Origin of the sequence: Saccharothrix carnea (assembly GCF_003014735.1) — a bacterium.
In the GTDB taxonomy this organism is placed as follows: domain Bacteria; phylum Actinomycetota; class Actinomycetes; order Mycobacteriales; family Pseudonocardiaceae; genus Actinosynnema; species Actinosynnema carneum.
This window is the reverse complement of sequence record NZ_PYAX01000019.1, coordinates 86,481-101,742: the sequence shown is the minus strand read 5'-3', so window position 1 is coordinate 101,742 and position 15,262 is coordinate 86,481. Positions and strand designations below refer to the sequence as shown.

General features: G+C 73.8%; 17 protein-coding genes. 7 read left to right on the top strand and 10 right to left on the bottom strand.

Annotated elements, in window-relative coordinates; genetic code table 11:
* Positions 1-28 precede the first annotated feature (28 nt).
* On the bottom strand, positions 29-1,495 hold the full coding sequence (gene crtI / locus B0I31_RS35400; RefSeq protein ID WP_106619759.1) for a phytoene desaturase family protein: 1,467 nt from the start codon (positions 1,493-1,495) through the stop codon (positions 29-31).
* Positions 1,496-1,508: 13 nt separating this feature from the next.
* A complete protein-coding gene (locus B0I31_RS35395; RefSeq protein ID WP_106619758.1) occupies positions 1,509-2,615 on the bottom strand; it encodes a polyprenyl synthetase family protein in 1,107 nt (368 codons plus the stop codon).
* Positions 2,616-2,765: 150 nt separating this feature from the next.
* Between B0I31_RS35395 and B0I31_RS35390 the strand changes: the two genes are divergently transcribed.
* From B0I31_RS35390 to B0I31_RS35375, 4 genes are all read left to right on the top strand, one after another.
* Entirely contained in the window at positions 2,766-3,692 is a 927-nt protein-coding gene (locus tag B0I31_RS35390) for a phytoene/squalene synthase family protein (RefSeq protein ID WP_106619797.1), read from the top strand.
* A gap of 15 nt (positions 3,693-3,707) precedes the next feature.
* Positions 3,708-4,670 (top strand): Rieske (2Fe-2S) protein, encoded by a 963-nt coding sequence (locus tag B0I31_RS35385; RefSeq protein ID WP_106619757.1) that lies wholly within the window; start codon positions 3,708-3,710, stop codon positions 4,668-4,670.
* A gap of 79 nt (positions 4,671-4,749) precedes the next feature.
* Entirely contained in the window at positions 4,750-5,034 is a 285-nt protein-coding gene (locus B0I31_RS35380; RefSeq protein WP_106619756.1) for a WhiB family transcriptional regulator, read from the top strand.
* 13 nt (positions 5,035-5,047) lie between these two features.
* The gene (locus B0I31_RS35375; RefSeq protein WP_106619755.1) at positions 5,048-5,914 is read left to right on the top strand and encodes a MerR family transcriptional regulator; all 867 of its coding nucleotides are present in this window, start codon (positions 5,048-5,050) and stop codon (positions 5,912-5,914) included.
* Here B0I31_RS35375 and B0I31_RS35370 read toward each other — a convergent pair.
* From B0I31_RS35370 to B0I31_RS35355, 4 genes are read right to left on the bottom strand one after another with little or no spacing between them, the layout of a single operon-like run.
* Positions 5,911-7,440 (bottom strand): FAD-dependent oxidoreductase, encoded by a 1,530-nt coding sequence (locus B0I31_RS35370; protein ID WP_219910956.1) that lies wholly within the window; start codon positions 7,438-7,440, stop codon positions 5,911-5,913. The two genes, B0I31_RS35375 and B0I31_RS35370, sit on opposite strands and share 4 nt — an antisense overlap.
* Positions 7,437-8,153: a class I SAM-dependent methyltransferase gene (locus tag B0I31_RS35365; protein WP_106619754.1), complete on the bottom strand. Its 717-nt coding sequence runs from the start codon at positions 8,151-8,153 to the stop codon at positions 7,437-7,439. Before B0I31_RS35365 ends, B0I31_RS35370 begins: the two co-directional genes overlap by 4 nt.
* Positions 8,131-8,457, bottom strand: a complete 327-nt coding sequence (locus B0I31_RS35360; RefSeq protein ID WP_106619794.1) for a lycopene cyclase domain-containing protein — start codon at positions 8,455-8,457, stop codon at positions 8,131-8,133. The genes B0I31_RS35365 and B0I31_RS35360 overlap by 23 nt, the downstream gene beginning before the upstream one ends.
* A complete protein-coding gene (locus B0I31_RS35355; protein ID WP_106619795.1) occupies positions 8,450-8,761 on the bottom strand; it encodes a lycopene cyclase domain-containing protein in 312 nt (103 codons plus the stop codon). The genes B0I31_RS35360 and B0I31_RS35355 overlap by 8 nt, the downstream gene beginning before the upstream one ends.
* A gap of 183 nt (positions 8,762-8,944) precedes the next feature.
* Here B0I31_RS35355 and B0I31_RS35350 point away from each other — a divergent pair, with 183 nt between their 5' ends.
* Positions 8,945-10,897, top strand: a complete 1,953-nt coding sequence (locus B0I31_RS35350) for an endo-1,4-beta-xylanase (protein ID WP_106619753.1) — start codon at positions 8,945-8,947, stop codon at positions 10,895-10,897.
* A gap of 4 nt (positions 10,898-10,901) precedes the next feature.
* On the opposite strand, the gene B0I31_RS35345 is transcribed toward B0I31_RS35350, so the two are convergent.
* Complete coding sequence (locus B0I31_RS35345; protein ID WP_106619752.1) at positions 10,902-11,420, bottom strand: hypothetical protein; 519 nt, start codon at positions 11,418-11,420, stop codon at positions 10,902-10,904.
* A gap of 184 nt (positions 11,421-11,604) precedes the next feature.
* On the opposite strand from B0I31_RS35345, the gene B0I31_RS35340 reads away from it, so the two are divergent.
* Positions 11,605-12,192, top strand: coding sequence for a superoxide dismutase (locus tag B0I31_RS35340; RefSeq protein WP_106619751.1), 588 nt, complete (start codon positions 11,605-11,607; stop codon positions 12,190-12,192).
* A gap of 17 nt (positions 12,193-12,209) precedes the next feature.
* Here the strand turns inward: B0I31_RS35340 and B0I31_RS35335 are convergent, their stop codons facing one another.
* Positions 12,210-13,166, bottom strand: a complete 957-nt coding sequence (locus B0I31_RS35335; protein ID WP_106619750.1) for a hypothetical protein — start codon at positions 13,164-13,166, stop codon at positions 12,210-12,212.
* Positions 13,163-13,657: a SigE family RNA polymerase sigma factor gene (locus B0I31_RS35330; RefSeq protein WP_106619749.1), complete on the bottom strand. Its 495-nt coding sequence runs from the start codon at positions 13,655-13,657 to the stop codon at positions 13,163-13,165. Before B0I31_RS35330 ends, B0I31_RS35335 begins: the two co-directional genes overlap by 4 nt.
* Positions 13,658-13,752: 95 nt before the next feature.
* Here B0I31_RS35330 and B0I31_RS35325 point away from each other — a divergent pair, with 95 nt between their 5' ends.
* Positions 13,753-14,403, top strand: coding sequence for a GNAT family N-acetyltransferase (locus tag B0I31_RS35325; protein ID WP_219910955.1), 651 nt, complete (start codon positions 13,753-13,755; stop codon positions 14,401-14,403).
* Here the strand turns inward: B0I31_RS35325 and B0I31_RS35320 are convergent.
* Positions 14,326-15,234 carry a S1C family serine protease gene (locus tag B0I31_RS35320; protein ID WP_106619747.1) on the bottom strand — a complete coding sequence of 303 codons (909 nt, stop codon included), beginning with the start codon at positions 15,232-15,234 and terminating at the stop codon, positions 14,326-14,328. The genes B0I31_RS35325 and B0I31_RS35320 overlap by 78 nt on opposite strands.
* Positions 15,235-15,262: the final 28 nt, after the last annotated feature.

Below are 15,262 nucleotides of genomic sequence, written 5' to 3'. Positions count from 1 at the left end.
GGGGCCACGACCCCTCGATGACGGGCCATCAGCGCCGCAGCCGTTCGGCGGCGAGCCTGCCGGAGACGAGCACGGGCGGGATGCCCACGCCGGGCGTGGTGCCGCTGCCCGCGAGCACGACGTTGCCCTCGCGGAACGGCAGGTTGCGCGGCCGGAACGGGCCGGTCTGGGTGAACGTGTGCGCCGCCGAGAACGGGGTGCCCGCCGCCTGGCCCGCGGCGGCCCAGTCGTCGGGCGTGACGACGGCCAGCACGTCGACGCCCGGGTCGAGCAGCTTCCGGCAGACCAGCTCACCGACGATCTCCTCGGCGTACCGCGGGCCGACCCGGTCCCACCGGATTGGCGCCACGTCCAGGTTCGGGCACGGCGCCAGCGCGTACTGCAGGTGCCGTCCCGGGGGCGCGAGCCCGGGATCGGTGAGGGTCGGGGTGGTGAGCAGCAGGGACGGGTCGCTCATCAGCCTGCCCCGGCGGATGATCTCGTCGAACGTGCCCTCCCACGCCGAGCCGAACGAGATGGTGTGGTGGCCCAGCCCGGCCACCACGCGTGGGGCGCTGAGGTGCACCACCACGGCGGACGGCGACCACCGCAGCGGACGTGGTCGACGCGGCGCGCCGCCGAGCAGTCGGGTGCTCCCCGCCGGACCCGTGGCGAGCACGACCGCGTCGCACGGGAAGCGGTCGGTCGCGGTGCGGACGGCGGTCACCCGCGAGCCTGCGCGTTCCAGCCCGACTACCTCGATGTCGTAGTGGAACCGCACGCCCGCGGCGGTCGCGGCGTCGGCGAGCGCCCGGGGCACGGCACGCATGCCGCCGCGCGGGAACCACACCCCGGCGACGGTGTCCATGTAGGCGATCACGGCGTAGGCGGCGAGCGCGTCGGCGGGCGCCACCCCGGCGTACAGGGCCTGGAAGGTGAACACCCGCCGCAGCCGGTCGTCGCGCAGGAACCGGCCGACCGCCCGCGCCAGCGAGCCGAAGCCGCCGAGCCGCGCGAGGGTGACGAGGTCGCGGCCCAGCAGGTCCAGCGGCGAGTCGAAGCTCGCGCCGAGGAACCGGTCGCGCTCGACCTCGTGCAGCCGGGTCAGCCAGGCGCGCAGCGCGAGGTAGCCCTCGGCTTCCCGGCGGCCCGCGAACTCGGCCACCTCCTGCCGCATCGCGGCGGCGTCGGTGTGCACGTCGAGCCCGCTGCCGTCGGCGAACTCGGCGCGGTAGGCCGGGTGCAGCGGCACGAGGTCCAGGTGGTCGGCGAGCCGCGCACCCACCGCCGCGAACGCGTCCTCCAGCAGTTCCGGCATGGTGAGCACGGTCGGTCCGGTGTCGACGAGGTGCCCGGCGACGTCGAGCCTGCCCGCCAGGCCGCCGGGGTGCGCCCGCTGCTCCAGCACCGTCACCTCGTGCCCGGCCCCGCGCAGGTGCAGCGCGGCGGACAGCCCGGCCAAGCCCGCACCGACCACGACGACCGAGTCGGTTCGGCCCTTCACGACGCGCGCCACGGTGTTCCCCTCGTCAGTCGCGGCGGTGGACGGCCCGGGCCGCCAACCGCTTCAGGTGCGTGCGGGCGACCTCGTCGACGGCCGCGCGGTCCAGTGCGGCGAGCCCGCTCGCGGTCAGTGTGTCGATGAGCCGCTCGACGGCCTCGACCGCGCCGAGGTCGACCAGCAGCGCCCGCACGGCGGCCACGGTCTCGTCCGTGATCGGCACGCCGGTGAGGCAGCGCAGCAGCGTCCGCCGCGCGGCGTGGTCGCCCGCCGCGGTGGCCCGGGCGACCGCGATCGCCATCAACGGGGTGCGCTTGCCCTCGCGCAGGTCCTCTCCGACCGGCTTGCCCGTCACCGCGCCGTCGCCGAACACGCCGATCAGGTCGTCGCGGAGCTGGAACGCCACTCCGATGTCACGGCCGAACTCGCGCAGGCACCCGATCAGGTCGGCCGGCGCGTCGGCGAGCGCGGCGCCCAGGTGCAGCGGGCGTTCGACGGTGTACGCGGCGGTCTTCAGCGACGCGACGCGCAACGCGGCTTCCAGCGACCCCTCGCGGCGTGCCGTCGCGAGCAGGTCGAGGTGCTGACCGGCCATCATCTCCGTCCGCATCTCCTGCCACGGCCGCCACGCGCGCCGCAGCGCCGCGGCGGGCAACCCGGCCGTGACGAGCGCGTCGTCGGCCCACGCCAGGGCGAGGTCGCCGACCAGGATCGCGGCGCAGTCGCCGTGGTGGCGCGCGCTGCCCGACCACCGGTGCCGCCGGTGCCGCGCGGCGAACGCCTCGTGCACGGCGGGTCTGCCGCGCCGGGTCGCCGAGCGGTCCATCACGTCGTCGTGCACCAGCGCGCAGCACTGCAGCAGTTCCAACGAGACCAGCGCCCGCACGGTGGCCTCCGCCGCGTCTCCGCACGCCTCGCCACCCGCCGCGCGCCAGCCCCACCACGCGAACGCGGGCCGCATCCGCTTGCCGCCGGCCAGGACCAGCGCGCGCACCTCCCCGGCGAGCTCCCGGGCGGCGTCGACGTCCGGGCGGGTGCGGAAGAAGTCGTCCAGCGCGACGCCGAACCGGGCCGCGAACTCCTCCGTCGCCTGCGGAGCGGGCGTGCGGGTGTCCGTGCCGGCCAACAGCGACATCGTCGCCCCCTCGCGTGTCGTCGGACTTGCGGTGGATCGAGCTAAGCAGCGCCGCCCGCGCCGTGCATGACGAGCGCGTTGGTTGTGCGGAGCCCGGCGGGCCGACTTAGCGTGGGTGCACAGCCGGCGCCGGAAGGGATCACCCACGAGATGTCCGCAGACCGGGAGTTGGACGCCGCAGGCATCACCGGGCAGCTGCTGCGCGAGGCGTATCGACGGTGCCGCGCGCTCAACGCCGAACACGGACGCACGTACTTCCTCGCGACGAGGATGCTCAGCCCGGAGCAACGGCCCGCGGTGCACGCGCTGTACGGGTTCGCCCGGTGGGTCGACGACATCGTGGACGACGTGCACGGCGATCCGGTGCGGAAGGCGGAACGGCTGGCGGCGGTCGAGGTCGCCCTCGCGTCCGCACTGGACCGGCGCACCACCTCCGACCCCGTCCTGACCGCGCTGCTGGACACCGCGCGCCGGTACGACATCCCCGACGTCCACTTCCGCGACTTCATGGCCTCGATGCGGATGGACCTGACCGTCACGGACTACGCGACGCGCGCCGAGCTGCTGCGGTACGTGCACGGTTCGGCGGCTGTGATCGGCTTGCAGGTGCTCCCGGTGCTCGGGACCGTCGTGCCGGCGGAGGAGGCGGAACCGGCCGCCGCCGCGCTCGGCATCGCCTTTCAGCTCACCAACTTCATCCGGGACGTGGGCGAGGACCTCGACCGAGGCCGGGTGTACCTGCCCGCCGACGAGCTCGCGGAGTTCGATGTGGACCGCGACCGGCTGGTGTGGGCGCGTGCCGCGGGTCGGGCCGACGACCGGGTCCGGGCGGCGCTGCGCGACCAGGTCGGGCATGCCCGCCGCGCGTACGCGCAGGCCCGGCCGGGCATCGCGATGCTGGCGCCGCGGTCGCGGCCGTGCGTCGCCACCGCGTACCGGCTCTACGGCCGGATCCTCGACCTGGTCGAGGAAGCGGGCTGCGACGTGCTGTCCCGGCGCGTCGCGGTGTCGAACGGCAGGCGGCTGGCCGTCGCGCTGCCCGCGTTCGCCAGGGCCGTGCTCGCCCGCACGGCCTGAGCACGAAGGAGAGACATGCCGAACCGCCTGCCGCTGCGGACGTTCACCAGCCCGCCGTGGTCCCAGCAGGAACCGACGTGGCGGGACGCGAAGCCCGCGCTCATCGAGGCGGCGCTGAAACGCGCCACCGCCCGGCCGTCCGGCAACTGGTTCGTGGTCGGTGCGAGCCGCGACGTGGTGCGCGGCAGGCCGTTCGGCCGCACGGTCGCCGGTCGCGAGCTGGTGCTGTGGCGCGGGCGGGGTGACGAGCTCGAAGCGGGCCCCGGCTCCTGTCCCCATCTGGGCGCGCCGTTGTGCGACGGCGCGGTCTCCGAGGGGAAGCTGGTCTGCCGCTGGCACGGGCTCGCGCTGGGCGGTGAGCGGTTCGGCGGGTGGAGCCCGTTGCCCGCGCACGACGACGGCGTGCTCGTGTGGGTGCGCCTGGACGACGTGGGCGGTGAGGAGCCGCTGCCCGCGCCGGTGGTGCCCCGGCGCCCGCCCGCCGGATCGCTCGACGCGGTCGCGACGCTGATCGGCCGGTGCGAACCCGAGGACGTGGTCGCCAACCGGCTCGACCCCTGGCACGGCGCGTGGTTCCACCCGTACTCGTTCGCGAACCTGCGCGTGCTGGAGACGCCCACCGAGGAGCGGGACCGCTTCCTGGTGGAGGTGACGTTCCGGGTGGCCGGTCGGTTCGGCGTGCCGGTCACCGCCGAGTTCGCGTGTCCCGAGCCGCGGACGGTGGTGATGCGCATCGTGTCCGGCGAGGGGGAGGGCAGCGTGGTCGAGACGCACGCCACACCGCTGGACAACGGGCGGACCGCGGTGGTCGAGGCCACCATCGCGCAGTCCGACCGGCGGGGGTTCGCGCTGGTCAGGCGACTGGCCCCGGCGATCCGGCCGATCATGCGCCAGGCCGCCGCCCGGCTCTGGCGCGACGACCTGGCCTACGCCGAGCGCCGGTACGCGCTCCGGTCGAAGGGCACGTTCCCCGGTTGAGGCAGGTCAACTTGCATCGGTTCTGAGTCGATTTTAAGGTGGAGTCCGTCACCGCTCCGACTCGCCGAGGACGTGCGCCATGCCCGAGCTCTCCCGCCTGCCCATCCCGGTCACCGAGTCCTGGGACTGGCAGCTGTCCGGTCTGTGCCGCGGCATGGACAGCACCTACTTCTTCCACACGCCCAACGAGCGCGGCGCGGCCCGTGAGCGGCGGGAGGCGATGGCCAAGGCCATCTGCCAGCGGTGCCCGGTCATGCGGCAGTGCCGCGAACACGCGCTGGAAGTGCACGAGACGTTCGGCATCTGGGGAGGGCTCGGCGAGAGCGAGTTGCGGTCTATGCTCTCCGAACGCGCCAGGAAGTGAGAGCCGGGAGTCGATGAGCTGGACACCCCGCGCGGTCGCGGCGATGCTCGGCATCTCGCCCACCACGCTGCGCACGTGGGACCAGCGCTACGGGCTGGGACCGACCGGCCGCACCGCCGGCGGTCACCGCCGCTACCGCGACGACGAGGTCGACCGGTTGCGGCGCATGGTCGCGTTGACCGCGAGGGGCGTGGCACCGGCGGAGGCCGCCCGGCAGGCGGTCGAGCCCGCGCCGGAGCACCCGCGACGGGTCGGGGACGCGCTGACGGCCGACGCCGCGCGGGCCGCCAGGCGGGGGTTCTTCACCGCCGCCGACCGGCTCGACGAGCCGCGGGTGCGGCGGCTCGCGGCCGACCTGATCGCCGGGCACGGTGTCGTGGCGTCGTGGCAGTCGGTGCTGGCGCCGTTCCTGATCGAGCTCGGCGACCGGGTGTCCCGGCGCGGCACGGGCGTGGAGGTGGAGCACCTGGCCAGCGCCGGGCTGCTGCACGCGCTGCGCGGCGTGCCGTACCCGGACGGCGACGGCACGCTGGCCGCGTTGCTGTCGTGCGCCCCGGACGAGCAGCACACGCTCGCACTGGACGCCCTCGGCGCCGCGCTGTCCGAAGAGGACTGCCGGTGGCGGAGCCTCGGCGCGCGCGTGCCGGCAGCGGCGCTGTGCGACGCGCTGGAACGACTGCGGCCCGCCGTGGTCGTGGTCTGGGCGCACCTCGCCGACCTCGCCGACGCGGTGCCGATCGAGGACCTGTGCCGCCGTGCCGACACCGTCGTGGTGGCGGCCGGACCCGGCTGGGACGGGCTCGCACTGCCCGACGCCGTGCGGCGGCCCGCCACGCTGGCCGATGCCGTGCGGCTGATCGTGGACCAGGTCCGCGTCTAGCGGGGCGTCCGACCCCAGCGGCGGGCCACGGCGCGCAGCACCGGGCCCCGGCCCTCGGTGGGCACGGTCCACAGGTCCGTCCCGGCCACGCCCCACCGGCGCAGCAGCCGGTTCGCCGCGGCGAACCCCGTGGTCGCCGCGCGTTCCATCAGCGCGACGGGCAGGTCGATCCGCACCAGGTCGCCCGCCAGCACGAGGAAGTCGTCCGGGGTGCGCACGGACGGTCGGCCGGCGAACCCGCCCGCGGGGAACAGCGGGCAGTCCGACCGCAGCTCGTGGCGCTCGTCCACCACACCGGCACGCTTGGTCTCCGGGTAGACCTCGGTCAGCTGCTCCCACAGCCGCGCGCGGGGGTCCGGCTCGTCGGCGGGCAGCGCGTACCCGTGCAGCTCCACCACCGAACCGCCGGTGCGCGCGGCCCACGCCCGCGCCTCGTGCTCGTAGTGGTCGAGCACGGTCACGTTGTCGAGCAGGCCGTACCCGCTCGTGCCGAGGAAACCGGGGCGGTCCGGATCCACCGGCCGGTCCAGCCAGTACCGCGACACCAGGAACGGCGGCGCGGTCCGCAGGTCCGCGATCCGCTCGCGCCACGCCGCGTCACCCAGGCGCGGTGACGCGGCCACCAGCCGGCGCAGACCCGGCACGTCGGCGGCCAGCACGACGGCGTCCGCGTCGAGCACGTCGTCGGCGACGCGCACCGCGAACCGCTTGGCCCCGCCGGGCTCCACCGACCGCACCTCGACGCCCCGCCGCACGTCCGCGCCCAGCTCGGCGAGGTGCCGCGCGAGCGGCTCCCACAGGCCGTGCGGGAACGGGTCGGCGGCCACGTCGAACAGCAGCCCTTCCGCCGAGCCGAGGAAGTAGACGTGGAACATCAGCGCGAGCTCGGCCGCCGACATCCGGCTCGGGTGGGCGAAGAAGCTGCGGGAGAACACCTCGAACGCCAGCGCGTGCGCGGGCCGGGGGAAGCGGATCCGGGCCAGGTACGTGGCCGCGTCGAGGTGGTCCAGCTCCCGGTAGACCTCCGGCACGGACACGTCCAGCAGCGGCAGCGCGGCCCGCGCGTCCACCGAGGGCAGGTCGGCCCAGCGGAACGTCGGACTGCGGCGCAGGAAGGCCAGCGCGTTCCACGGCAGCGCTCTGGGCAGCCCGGCGAACCCGTCCCGGTGCCCGTCGGTGTGCCACAGCGGGTAGTCCGGCAGGCCGACCAGGGCCATGCAGCCGGGGTCGACGCGGCGCAGCAACGCGCGCAGGTTGTAGTACTGCCGGAAGAACGCGTGGAAGCCGCGGGTCATCGTGACCTCGCTGCCATCGGCGAGCCGGGTCGGCCACCCGCCCACCCGGCCGCCGAGGTGGTGCTCGCGCTCGCACACCACGACCCGCGCGCCGCGCTCGGCGAGGATCGTCGCGGCGGCCAGCCCGGCGATGCCCGCGCCGACCACGACCACGGTCGGCTCGTCCTCGTCGAACCGCCCCCGCCCGCCGGGGCCGGCGATGCGCACCGCCTTGCGATCACGAGGCTTCACAGGTTCTCCTGTCGTGGTGCCCGGCCGGTGAACGTGTGCACGACACCGAGTTGCAGACCCGGTGCGGGACGGCTCCGCACAGCGAGGAAACCGTTGCGCCGCATGCGGTCGCGCAGCGCGCTCGCGCCGTCGAATCGCACCACGCTGCGCCACAGGTAGGTGTAGAGCGCGCGGTCCCCGGTGAGCAGCCACCCGGCGGGCACCACCACCAGCCCGCACATCGCCGTCCAGATCGCCGTGCGGAGCACCGAGTCGCGCACCGAGTACTCGTGCAGGACCAGGGGCGCCCCGGGTTTCATCAGCCCGCGGACGACGCGCAGACCGGCGTCGGGATCGTGCAGGTTGCGCACCAGGTAGGCGGCGAACACCGCGTCGAACGGCCCGCGCAGGTCCAGGTCCTCGACGCGGCCGCGCACGAACGTGACGGTGTCCGGCCACCGCTTGGCCCGCGCCCGCGCGAGCATCCCGGCGGAGGCGTCCACCGCGACGACCTCGGCGTCCGGCGCCACGTCCAGCACCGCCGCGGTCGACGCGCCCGTGCCGCAGCCCAGGTCGAGCACACGCAGGCCGGCGCCGCGCCGCGGCAGGCCGAGCGCCCGCGCGGAGGCCCGCAACGCGCGGTGGTAACCGGGGTTCAGGCCGACCAGCAGGTCGTAGTCCTTCGCCGCCACGTCGAACGATCCCGGCACCTCAGCCGCGGTCAACCGCGCCATGCACGTTCCTCCTCCGTTCCCACAGCAACAGCACCGCGGTCACCATCGCGAAGCCGTACAGGAAGTCCTCGACGGGGATGTCCCACGGAACGCGCACGCCGCTGATCGCCCAGTCCGCGTACAGCACGACGGGCGCGTCGAGCTTGGTCAGCCACCCGTCCACCGGTACCTGGAAGCCGAGCACGATCACCATCGTGATCCAGTAGGCGCGACGGCGGAACAGCCCTGTGCGCAGGGCGAGGAGTTCCAGCAGCACCACCAGGACCGCCGCGGTCACCGCGGCCAGCAGGTACTCCCTAGCCATCGCGCAGCATCCGGCGGACGGTCTCGTAGGTCAGCAACGCGCACAGTGGGACGGCCACGAAGAACAGCACCTCCTCGATCGGCAGGACACCGCCCAGCACCACGCCGGTCGTGCTCTCCTCGTGGAAGCTCCAGTGCCCGCGCACGATCGCCACCACGTCCCAGACGACCAGCACCAGCAGCACCGGCAGCACCGCGCGGGCGACGTCCGCCGCACGCCGGTACACGCGACCGACGTACTCCAGCGGCGCGGTGACGAGCAGGCACGCGGCCAGCACGGCCAGGTACTCGTACCGGCTCTGCATCGGCACCTCCGCACGTCGGTTCTCCCGACCGTAAGAGCACGCCGTCCGGTTCGCATGATGAGCCGCCGACCGGCGGGTTTGGGCTGAACGGCGGCTGGGCGGCGGTCGACGCGGCTGCCTATAGTCCGGGCGAGATGTTCTGGGAGCGCTCCCAGAACGCGTCCGACGGAAGAGGGATTCTCGATGAGGAGAGTTCTCGCCGGTGTGCTCGCGACCTCGGTCGTGGCCGGCCTGGTCACGTTGGCGGCGCACGCGAGCCCACGGGCCGCCGCCGACGAACCCGTGGTCGTCGTCTCCAGCACGTTCGACGACGGCACGGCGCAGGGCTGGACGCCCCGCGCGAGCGAGGTGGTCGCACCCAGCACCGCGGTGGCCCGCAGCGGCACCCACAGCCTCGCGGTCACCGGTCGTGACCAGTCCTGGCAGGGGCCGACGCTCAACCTGCTGGAGAAGGCGCAGAAGGGCGTCCGCTACGACCTGTCGGTGTGGGTGCGCCTGGCGGCGGGCGAAGCGGCGACGCAGGCGCGGCTGTCCGTCGAACGCCGCACCGCGGGCACGCCGAGCTACGACCAGGTCGTCGGCGACACCGCGGTCACCGCGGACAACTGGGTCAACCTGCGCGGCAGCTACACGTTGGCCGCCGACGTCGACTTCCTCAGCACGTACGTCGAGCTGGGCAGCGCCACCGCGTCCCTGCACATCGACGACTTCTCCCTCTCCTACACGCCGTTGCCGCCGATCCAGACCGACATCCCCTCGGTCAAGGACGTGCTGGCCGACCACTTCGCGGTGGGCGCGGCGGTCGGGACCGCGGAACTGCTCAACAACCACGGCCAGTTGCTCGCCAAGCACTTCGACTCGATCACGCCCGGCAACACGCTGAAGTGGGACGCGACCGAGCCGACCGAGGGCACGTTCCGCTTCACCGACGCGGAAACCCTGGTCGCCTGGGCGAAGGCGAACGGCGCGGCCGTGCGCGGTCACACGCTGGTGTGGCACCAGCAGACCCCGGCGTGGGTGTTCAAGGACGCGGCGGGCAACGACATGACCGCGACGCCGGAGAACAAGGCGCTGCTGCTCTCCCGCCTGGAAGCGCACATCCGCGGCGTGGTGGGCCACTTCGGCGCCGACATCCCGGTGTGGGACGTGGTGAACGAGGTCGTCGACGAGAACCAGGCGGACGGCCTGCGCCGCAGCAAGTGGTTCGAGATCACCGGGCTGGACTACCTGCGCACGGCGTTCCGGGTGGCCCGCGAGGTCGCGCCGGACGCCCAGCTGGTGATCAACGACTACAACACCAACGTCCCGTCCAAGCGCGACAAGCTCTACGACCTGGTGGTCAAGCTGCGGGCCGAGGGTGTGCCGATCGACGCGGTGGGCCACCAGATGCACGTCAACGTGCAGTGGCCGTCCGTGGCGGAGACCGAGGCGATGCTGGCGAAGTTCGTGCCGCTGGGCGTCGACCAGCAGATCACCGAGATGGACATCTCGATCTACACCGACAACAGCCAGTCCTACCCGACGCCGCCGGCCGAGGTGCTGCTCACGCAGGCCTACCGGTACCGGGACTTCTTCGAGCTGTACAAGAGGTACTCGCAGCACATCAGCTCGGTGACGGTGTGGGGCCTGGCGGACGACAACACGTGGCTGGACAGCTTCCCGGTGACCCGCAAGGACCACCCGCTGCTGTTCGACACGCGGCTGCAGGCCAAGGGCGCGTACTGGGGCATCGTCGACCCGAGTCGGATCACGACCACGACCACTACAACCACCACCACTACGACGACCACCACCACCACGACCACGACGATGCCGCCGGTGTTGTGCACGGTCGAGTACAAGGTCGGCAGCCAGTGGCAGGGCGGGTTCCAGGCCGAGGTCCGGATCACCAACCGGACCACCACGCCCGTCAACGCCTGGACGCTGGCCTGGTCGTTCCCGGACGGTCAGCGGATCACCCAGCTCTGGGGCGGCGTCCACACCCAGGCCGGCGCGGCGGTGAGCGTGAAGCACGCGTCGTGGAACAGCATGCTGCCGCCGGGCGGTTCGGTGTCGTTCGGGTTCCTCGGCAGCTGGACGGGGTCGAACGGCAAGCCGAGCCCGTTCACGCTGAACGGGACGCGCTGCGCGGGCTGACGCGTCAGCCCTCGGTCACCCGGTAGTACCTGATGGGGGTGTAGGCGCTCGCCGTCTGCGCCGTCCACTTCCGCTCCACCGGTGGCGCGCCGTCGGGGCCGGTCTGCTCGCGCACGACCGGCTCCGACTGCGCCTCGTCGGCCCAGCGCACGAACAGCGCGGCGTGGTACGAGGCGAGGAGGGCGTCACCGGGGCGCAGGTCGGCGCGGGGGATCTCGGTGGCGACGTCGCGCAGCGTGGCCGTGGTGCGGGAGTGGGTCAGGCCCCACGCCATCGAGACGTAGCCGGAGCAGTCGGTGCGGTAGCTGCCGTACTCGTTCTCGTGGCACGCCTGCTGGCTGTACGGCACCTGTGCGTCCAACCAGGACTGTGAGCGGACCAGCGCGTCGCCGCGCGACGTCACGCGGTCCTCGGCGGTCGTACCGCAGGCGATCAACACGCCCGGGTCGTCGGCCGCGTGCGCGACGGGCGCCTGGAACGCGGCCGTGCACGCGAGTGCGGCGATCAGGGTGCGCGTCTTCATCGAACCCCCTCGGGTCGCGGTGTCCCGCCGCCTCGCGCGGCGGAGTGGCACCAGGAGGGTTCCCGGCGTCCGGCGCACCAGCGCCGGACCACCCGGCCGGGTGGTCCGCCACGCGCGCGGTTTCACCCGGAGCGGCGAGGGTAGTCGGGCGGTGATCGCAGCGGACGTGTGGAGGGGGACCGGCATGCGCGTCGTCATCGTCGTGGCCGTGCTGTGCGCCGCGGTGGCGTGCGGCGAGGACCTCGGGCCTGGTGACGCCCAGTCGTCCGCGGACGAGGTGAGCACTCGGGAGATCGGCGTGCTGGCACCGCCCGAGGCGGCGGACTCGGCGTTCACCTACGACCAGGAGGCCGCGCCCGCCGGTGCCGAGCTGCAGCTGGAGGTGCTCGAGGGCGACGGCGCGACGACCGTGCGGCTGTCCGCCGAGCTGCTCCAGCCCGACCGCGGTTACGCCGTCCACGCGCACACCGACCCGTGCGGCCGCAACGGCACCGACGCCGGTCCCCACTACCAGCACGAGGTCGATCCCGCCGCGACGCCCGAGCGGCCGTCCGTCGACCCGGCCTACGCCAACCCCCAGAACGAGATCTGGCTGGAGCTGACCACCGACGGGCAGGGCAACGGCCTGGCCGAGACCACGGTGCCGTTCACGTTCGACGACCGCGTGCCCGCCTCGATCGTCCTGCACGAACAGCCGACCACCGCGACCGGGCACGGCCGGGCGGGCAGCGCCGGCGCCCGCCTCGCCTGCTTCACCGCCCCGTTCCGCTGACGGCTCGATCGACCGGGTCAGCGCAGCACCACCGCCCAGTCGCCGCTGGTGCGCTCGGCGATGACGGTGATCTCCACGGCGGCACCCACCTCGGCCTTCGCCCCGGAGTCCTTCTCCCACAAGTCCTGCGGCAGGGACAACCCGGTGGTGGCTTCGTAGGTCCACTTCACGTGGTCGTACACCCGGACGCCGTTGGCCAGCACCTGGATGCGGCCGGGGGTGTTGGACGCGACCTGGATCCGGACCGGACGGTCCGGCAGGTCCACGGTGGTCCGCCACGTGCCGTTCGGCTGGTCCCGGTCGGCCCGCCGCAGGTCGATCCTCGGGGCCGGCGCGCTCAGCAGCGGGTCCACGGGCGACAACGACTCCGGCCGAGGCGGGAACCGGTAGTCCTCCACCGGCACCTCCTCGCCGATCGCGAGGGCGAACGCGGTGCCGGCCGGAATCGGCCCCGCAGTCGGCTGGGTGACGTCCGACTCGCCCACCGACATGCCGAACGTCACCGGCGAGCCGACCGGGAAGCTCTCCGCGGTCCAGCTCACCACCCCGTCTGCCGGTTGGTGGCCGCACGTGGTCTCGTGCGAGTACATGCCGTTGACGGTCACCCTGACGCGCAGCTCCCGGCCACCCGCCTCGCAGCGGGTGAACACGCGCAGGTCGCGCCTGGTGGGCACGACCTGGACCGAGACCTCGTGCGCGGGCGCGCGATCCGCCGCCTGCGCCACGATCCGGGTGCCCGCGTGGTACGCCGGGAACGTGGTCGGCACCGCGGGCTCGGACTCGCGCTGAGCCGGGGCGGTCAACGCGAAGGTCACACCCAGCACGGCGACGAGCGACACGGCGGCGGCGATCACTCCTCGTCGCCGGGAGGCCCGGACCTTGGCCCGGATACCGGACATGCGCGGGCCGTGCGCGGCGTCGGGCGGCGGTCCGGCGTGGTCGCGCAGCACGTCGGTGAGGTCGGTCAGGTTCATCGCCACACCTCTTCCCTGGTGATGGTGTCGTCCAGCCGCAACCGGGCCAGCGCCTTGCTGGTCTGGCTCTTCACCGTGCCGACCGAGACGCCGAGGGCGTGTGCCGCCTGCGCCTCGGTCAGGTCCTCGTAGAACCGCAGCACGATCACCGCGCGTTGCCTGCGGGGCAGGCGGCCCAGTGCCCGCCACAGCCAGTCCCGCTGGTCGACGGCGGCTTCCGGGGACGCGCCGCCGGCGTCGGGCAGCACGTCGGTGGGGTGCTCGGCTCGCCACTTGCGGCGCCACCAGGTGGCGTAGGTGTTCACCATGATCCGGCGCACGTACGGCTCCGGATCGCCCTGCACCCGCCGCCACGCCCGCCACGCCCGCGCCAACGCGGTCTGCACCAGGTCTTCGGCGTGCCCCCGGTCCCTGGTCAACAGGAAAGCGGTGCGCAGCAGCCGCGGTGACGCGCCGGCCACGAACTCCTCGAACCCCTCAGGTACTCCCACCGCGGCCCCTCGCCCTCGTCCGACGCAGGTACTACCACTCGGCGGATGCGGATGGTTGCCTTCGGCCCGCCGCGAAATCGGTACGCCCGCGCGACGTGATCGGGCAGGCTGTCGCGATGGGGTATGCGGTGCGCGACTACGTCGCCGAGGACGAGCCGTCGTGGTTGAGGTGCCGGGTGCTGTCGTTCCTGGGTACCGCCGTGCACGACGACGCGGTCCCGGCGAAACCCGAGGTCGGCGGTGCCGAGCTCGTGGCGGTGGACGGTGACGTGGTCATCGGCATCCTCGACCTGGCCCTCCACGGCGACCTGGCCACCATCGAGACCATCGCCGTCCACCCCGACCACCAGCACCGGGGTATCGGCGGCGCGCTGCTGTCACGGGCGAAGAGCCGGGCCCGGGCGCTCGGCGCGACCACGCTGGACGCGTGGACCCGGGACTACCCGCCGACGTTGCGCTGGTACCGCGCCATGGGCTTCAGCGAGAGCGACCACTACCTGCACGTGATCGCCGATCAGCGCACGTCGGCCGACGAACCGGCGCGCGCCGTCGTCCCGCGTCCGGGACTGCGCGTGGTGAGGGCGTTCCTGCACGCGGAACCGGCGGAGGAGGCTGGGCTGCGGCGCGAGTTCGCGCGGGTGCACGGGTGCCGGCGGTTCGCGATGCCGTTACGCGGTCAGCTCGGTGGGCGTGGCGATCACGTCGACCATCGCGCCGTTGCGCAGGACGGTCACCGGCAGCGGTAGGCCGATGGCCTCGGCGAACAGCTGCCGCTGGATGCCCTGGGCGTCGCTGACCCGGGTGCGGGCCACACTGAGCACCAGGTCGCCGTCGCGCAGGCCCGCCCGTTCGGCCGGACCGCCGGGCACGACCTGCACCAGCCGCACGCCCGCGCGTTGGCCGGTGCGCTCGGCGACGGCGTCCGGCAGGGGCGCGGGCGCGCCGACCACCCCCAGGTACGCCCGCCGCACCCGGCCCTCGACCATCAGCGTCGACAGGATCCGCCGGGTGGTGCTGTTCATCGGGATCGCCAGTCCCAGTCCGATGCCCGCCAACGCGGTGTTGATGCCGACCACCTCGCCGGCGGAGTTCGCCAGCGCGCCGCCGGAGTTGCCCGGGTTGAGCGCCGCGTCGGTCTGGATCACGTCCTCGATCACCCGCCCGGCCCGGCCGTTGCTCACCGGCACGGCCCGGCCCAGCGCGCTGACCACACCCGCGGTCACCGAGCCCGCCAGGCCCAGCGGGTTGCCGACCGCGATCACGAGCTGACCGACCTGCAGGCGGTCGGCGTCGCCGAACTCCGCCGCGCCCGGCGCGTCCGCCGACACCTTGAGCACGGCCAGGTCCGCCAGGGGATCGGCGCCGACGACGGTGAACGGCGACTCGGCGCCGTCCGCGAACACCGCCGTGCCCTCACGGCTGCTGTCGACGACGTGCGCGTTGGTCAACAGGTAGCCGTCGTCGGTGAACACGACCGCCGATCCCGTGCCGCGCGGCATCCGCACGCTGGCCACGTGCGGCGTGACCGACTTCGCCACCGCGATCACGGCCTGCGAGTACGCGTCCAGCGGGTCCATCGGCGCCTCCCGGTCACACGATCACACC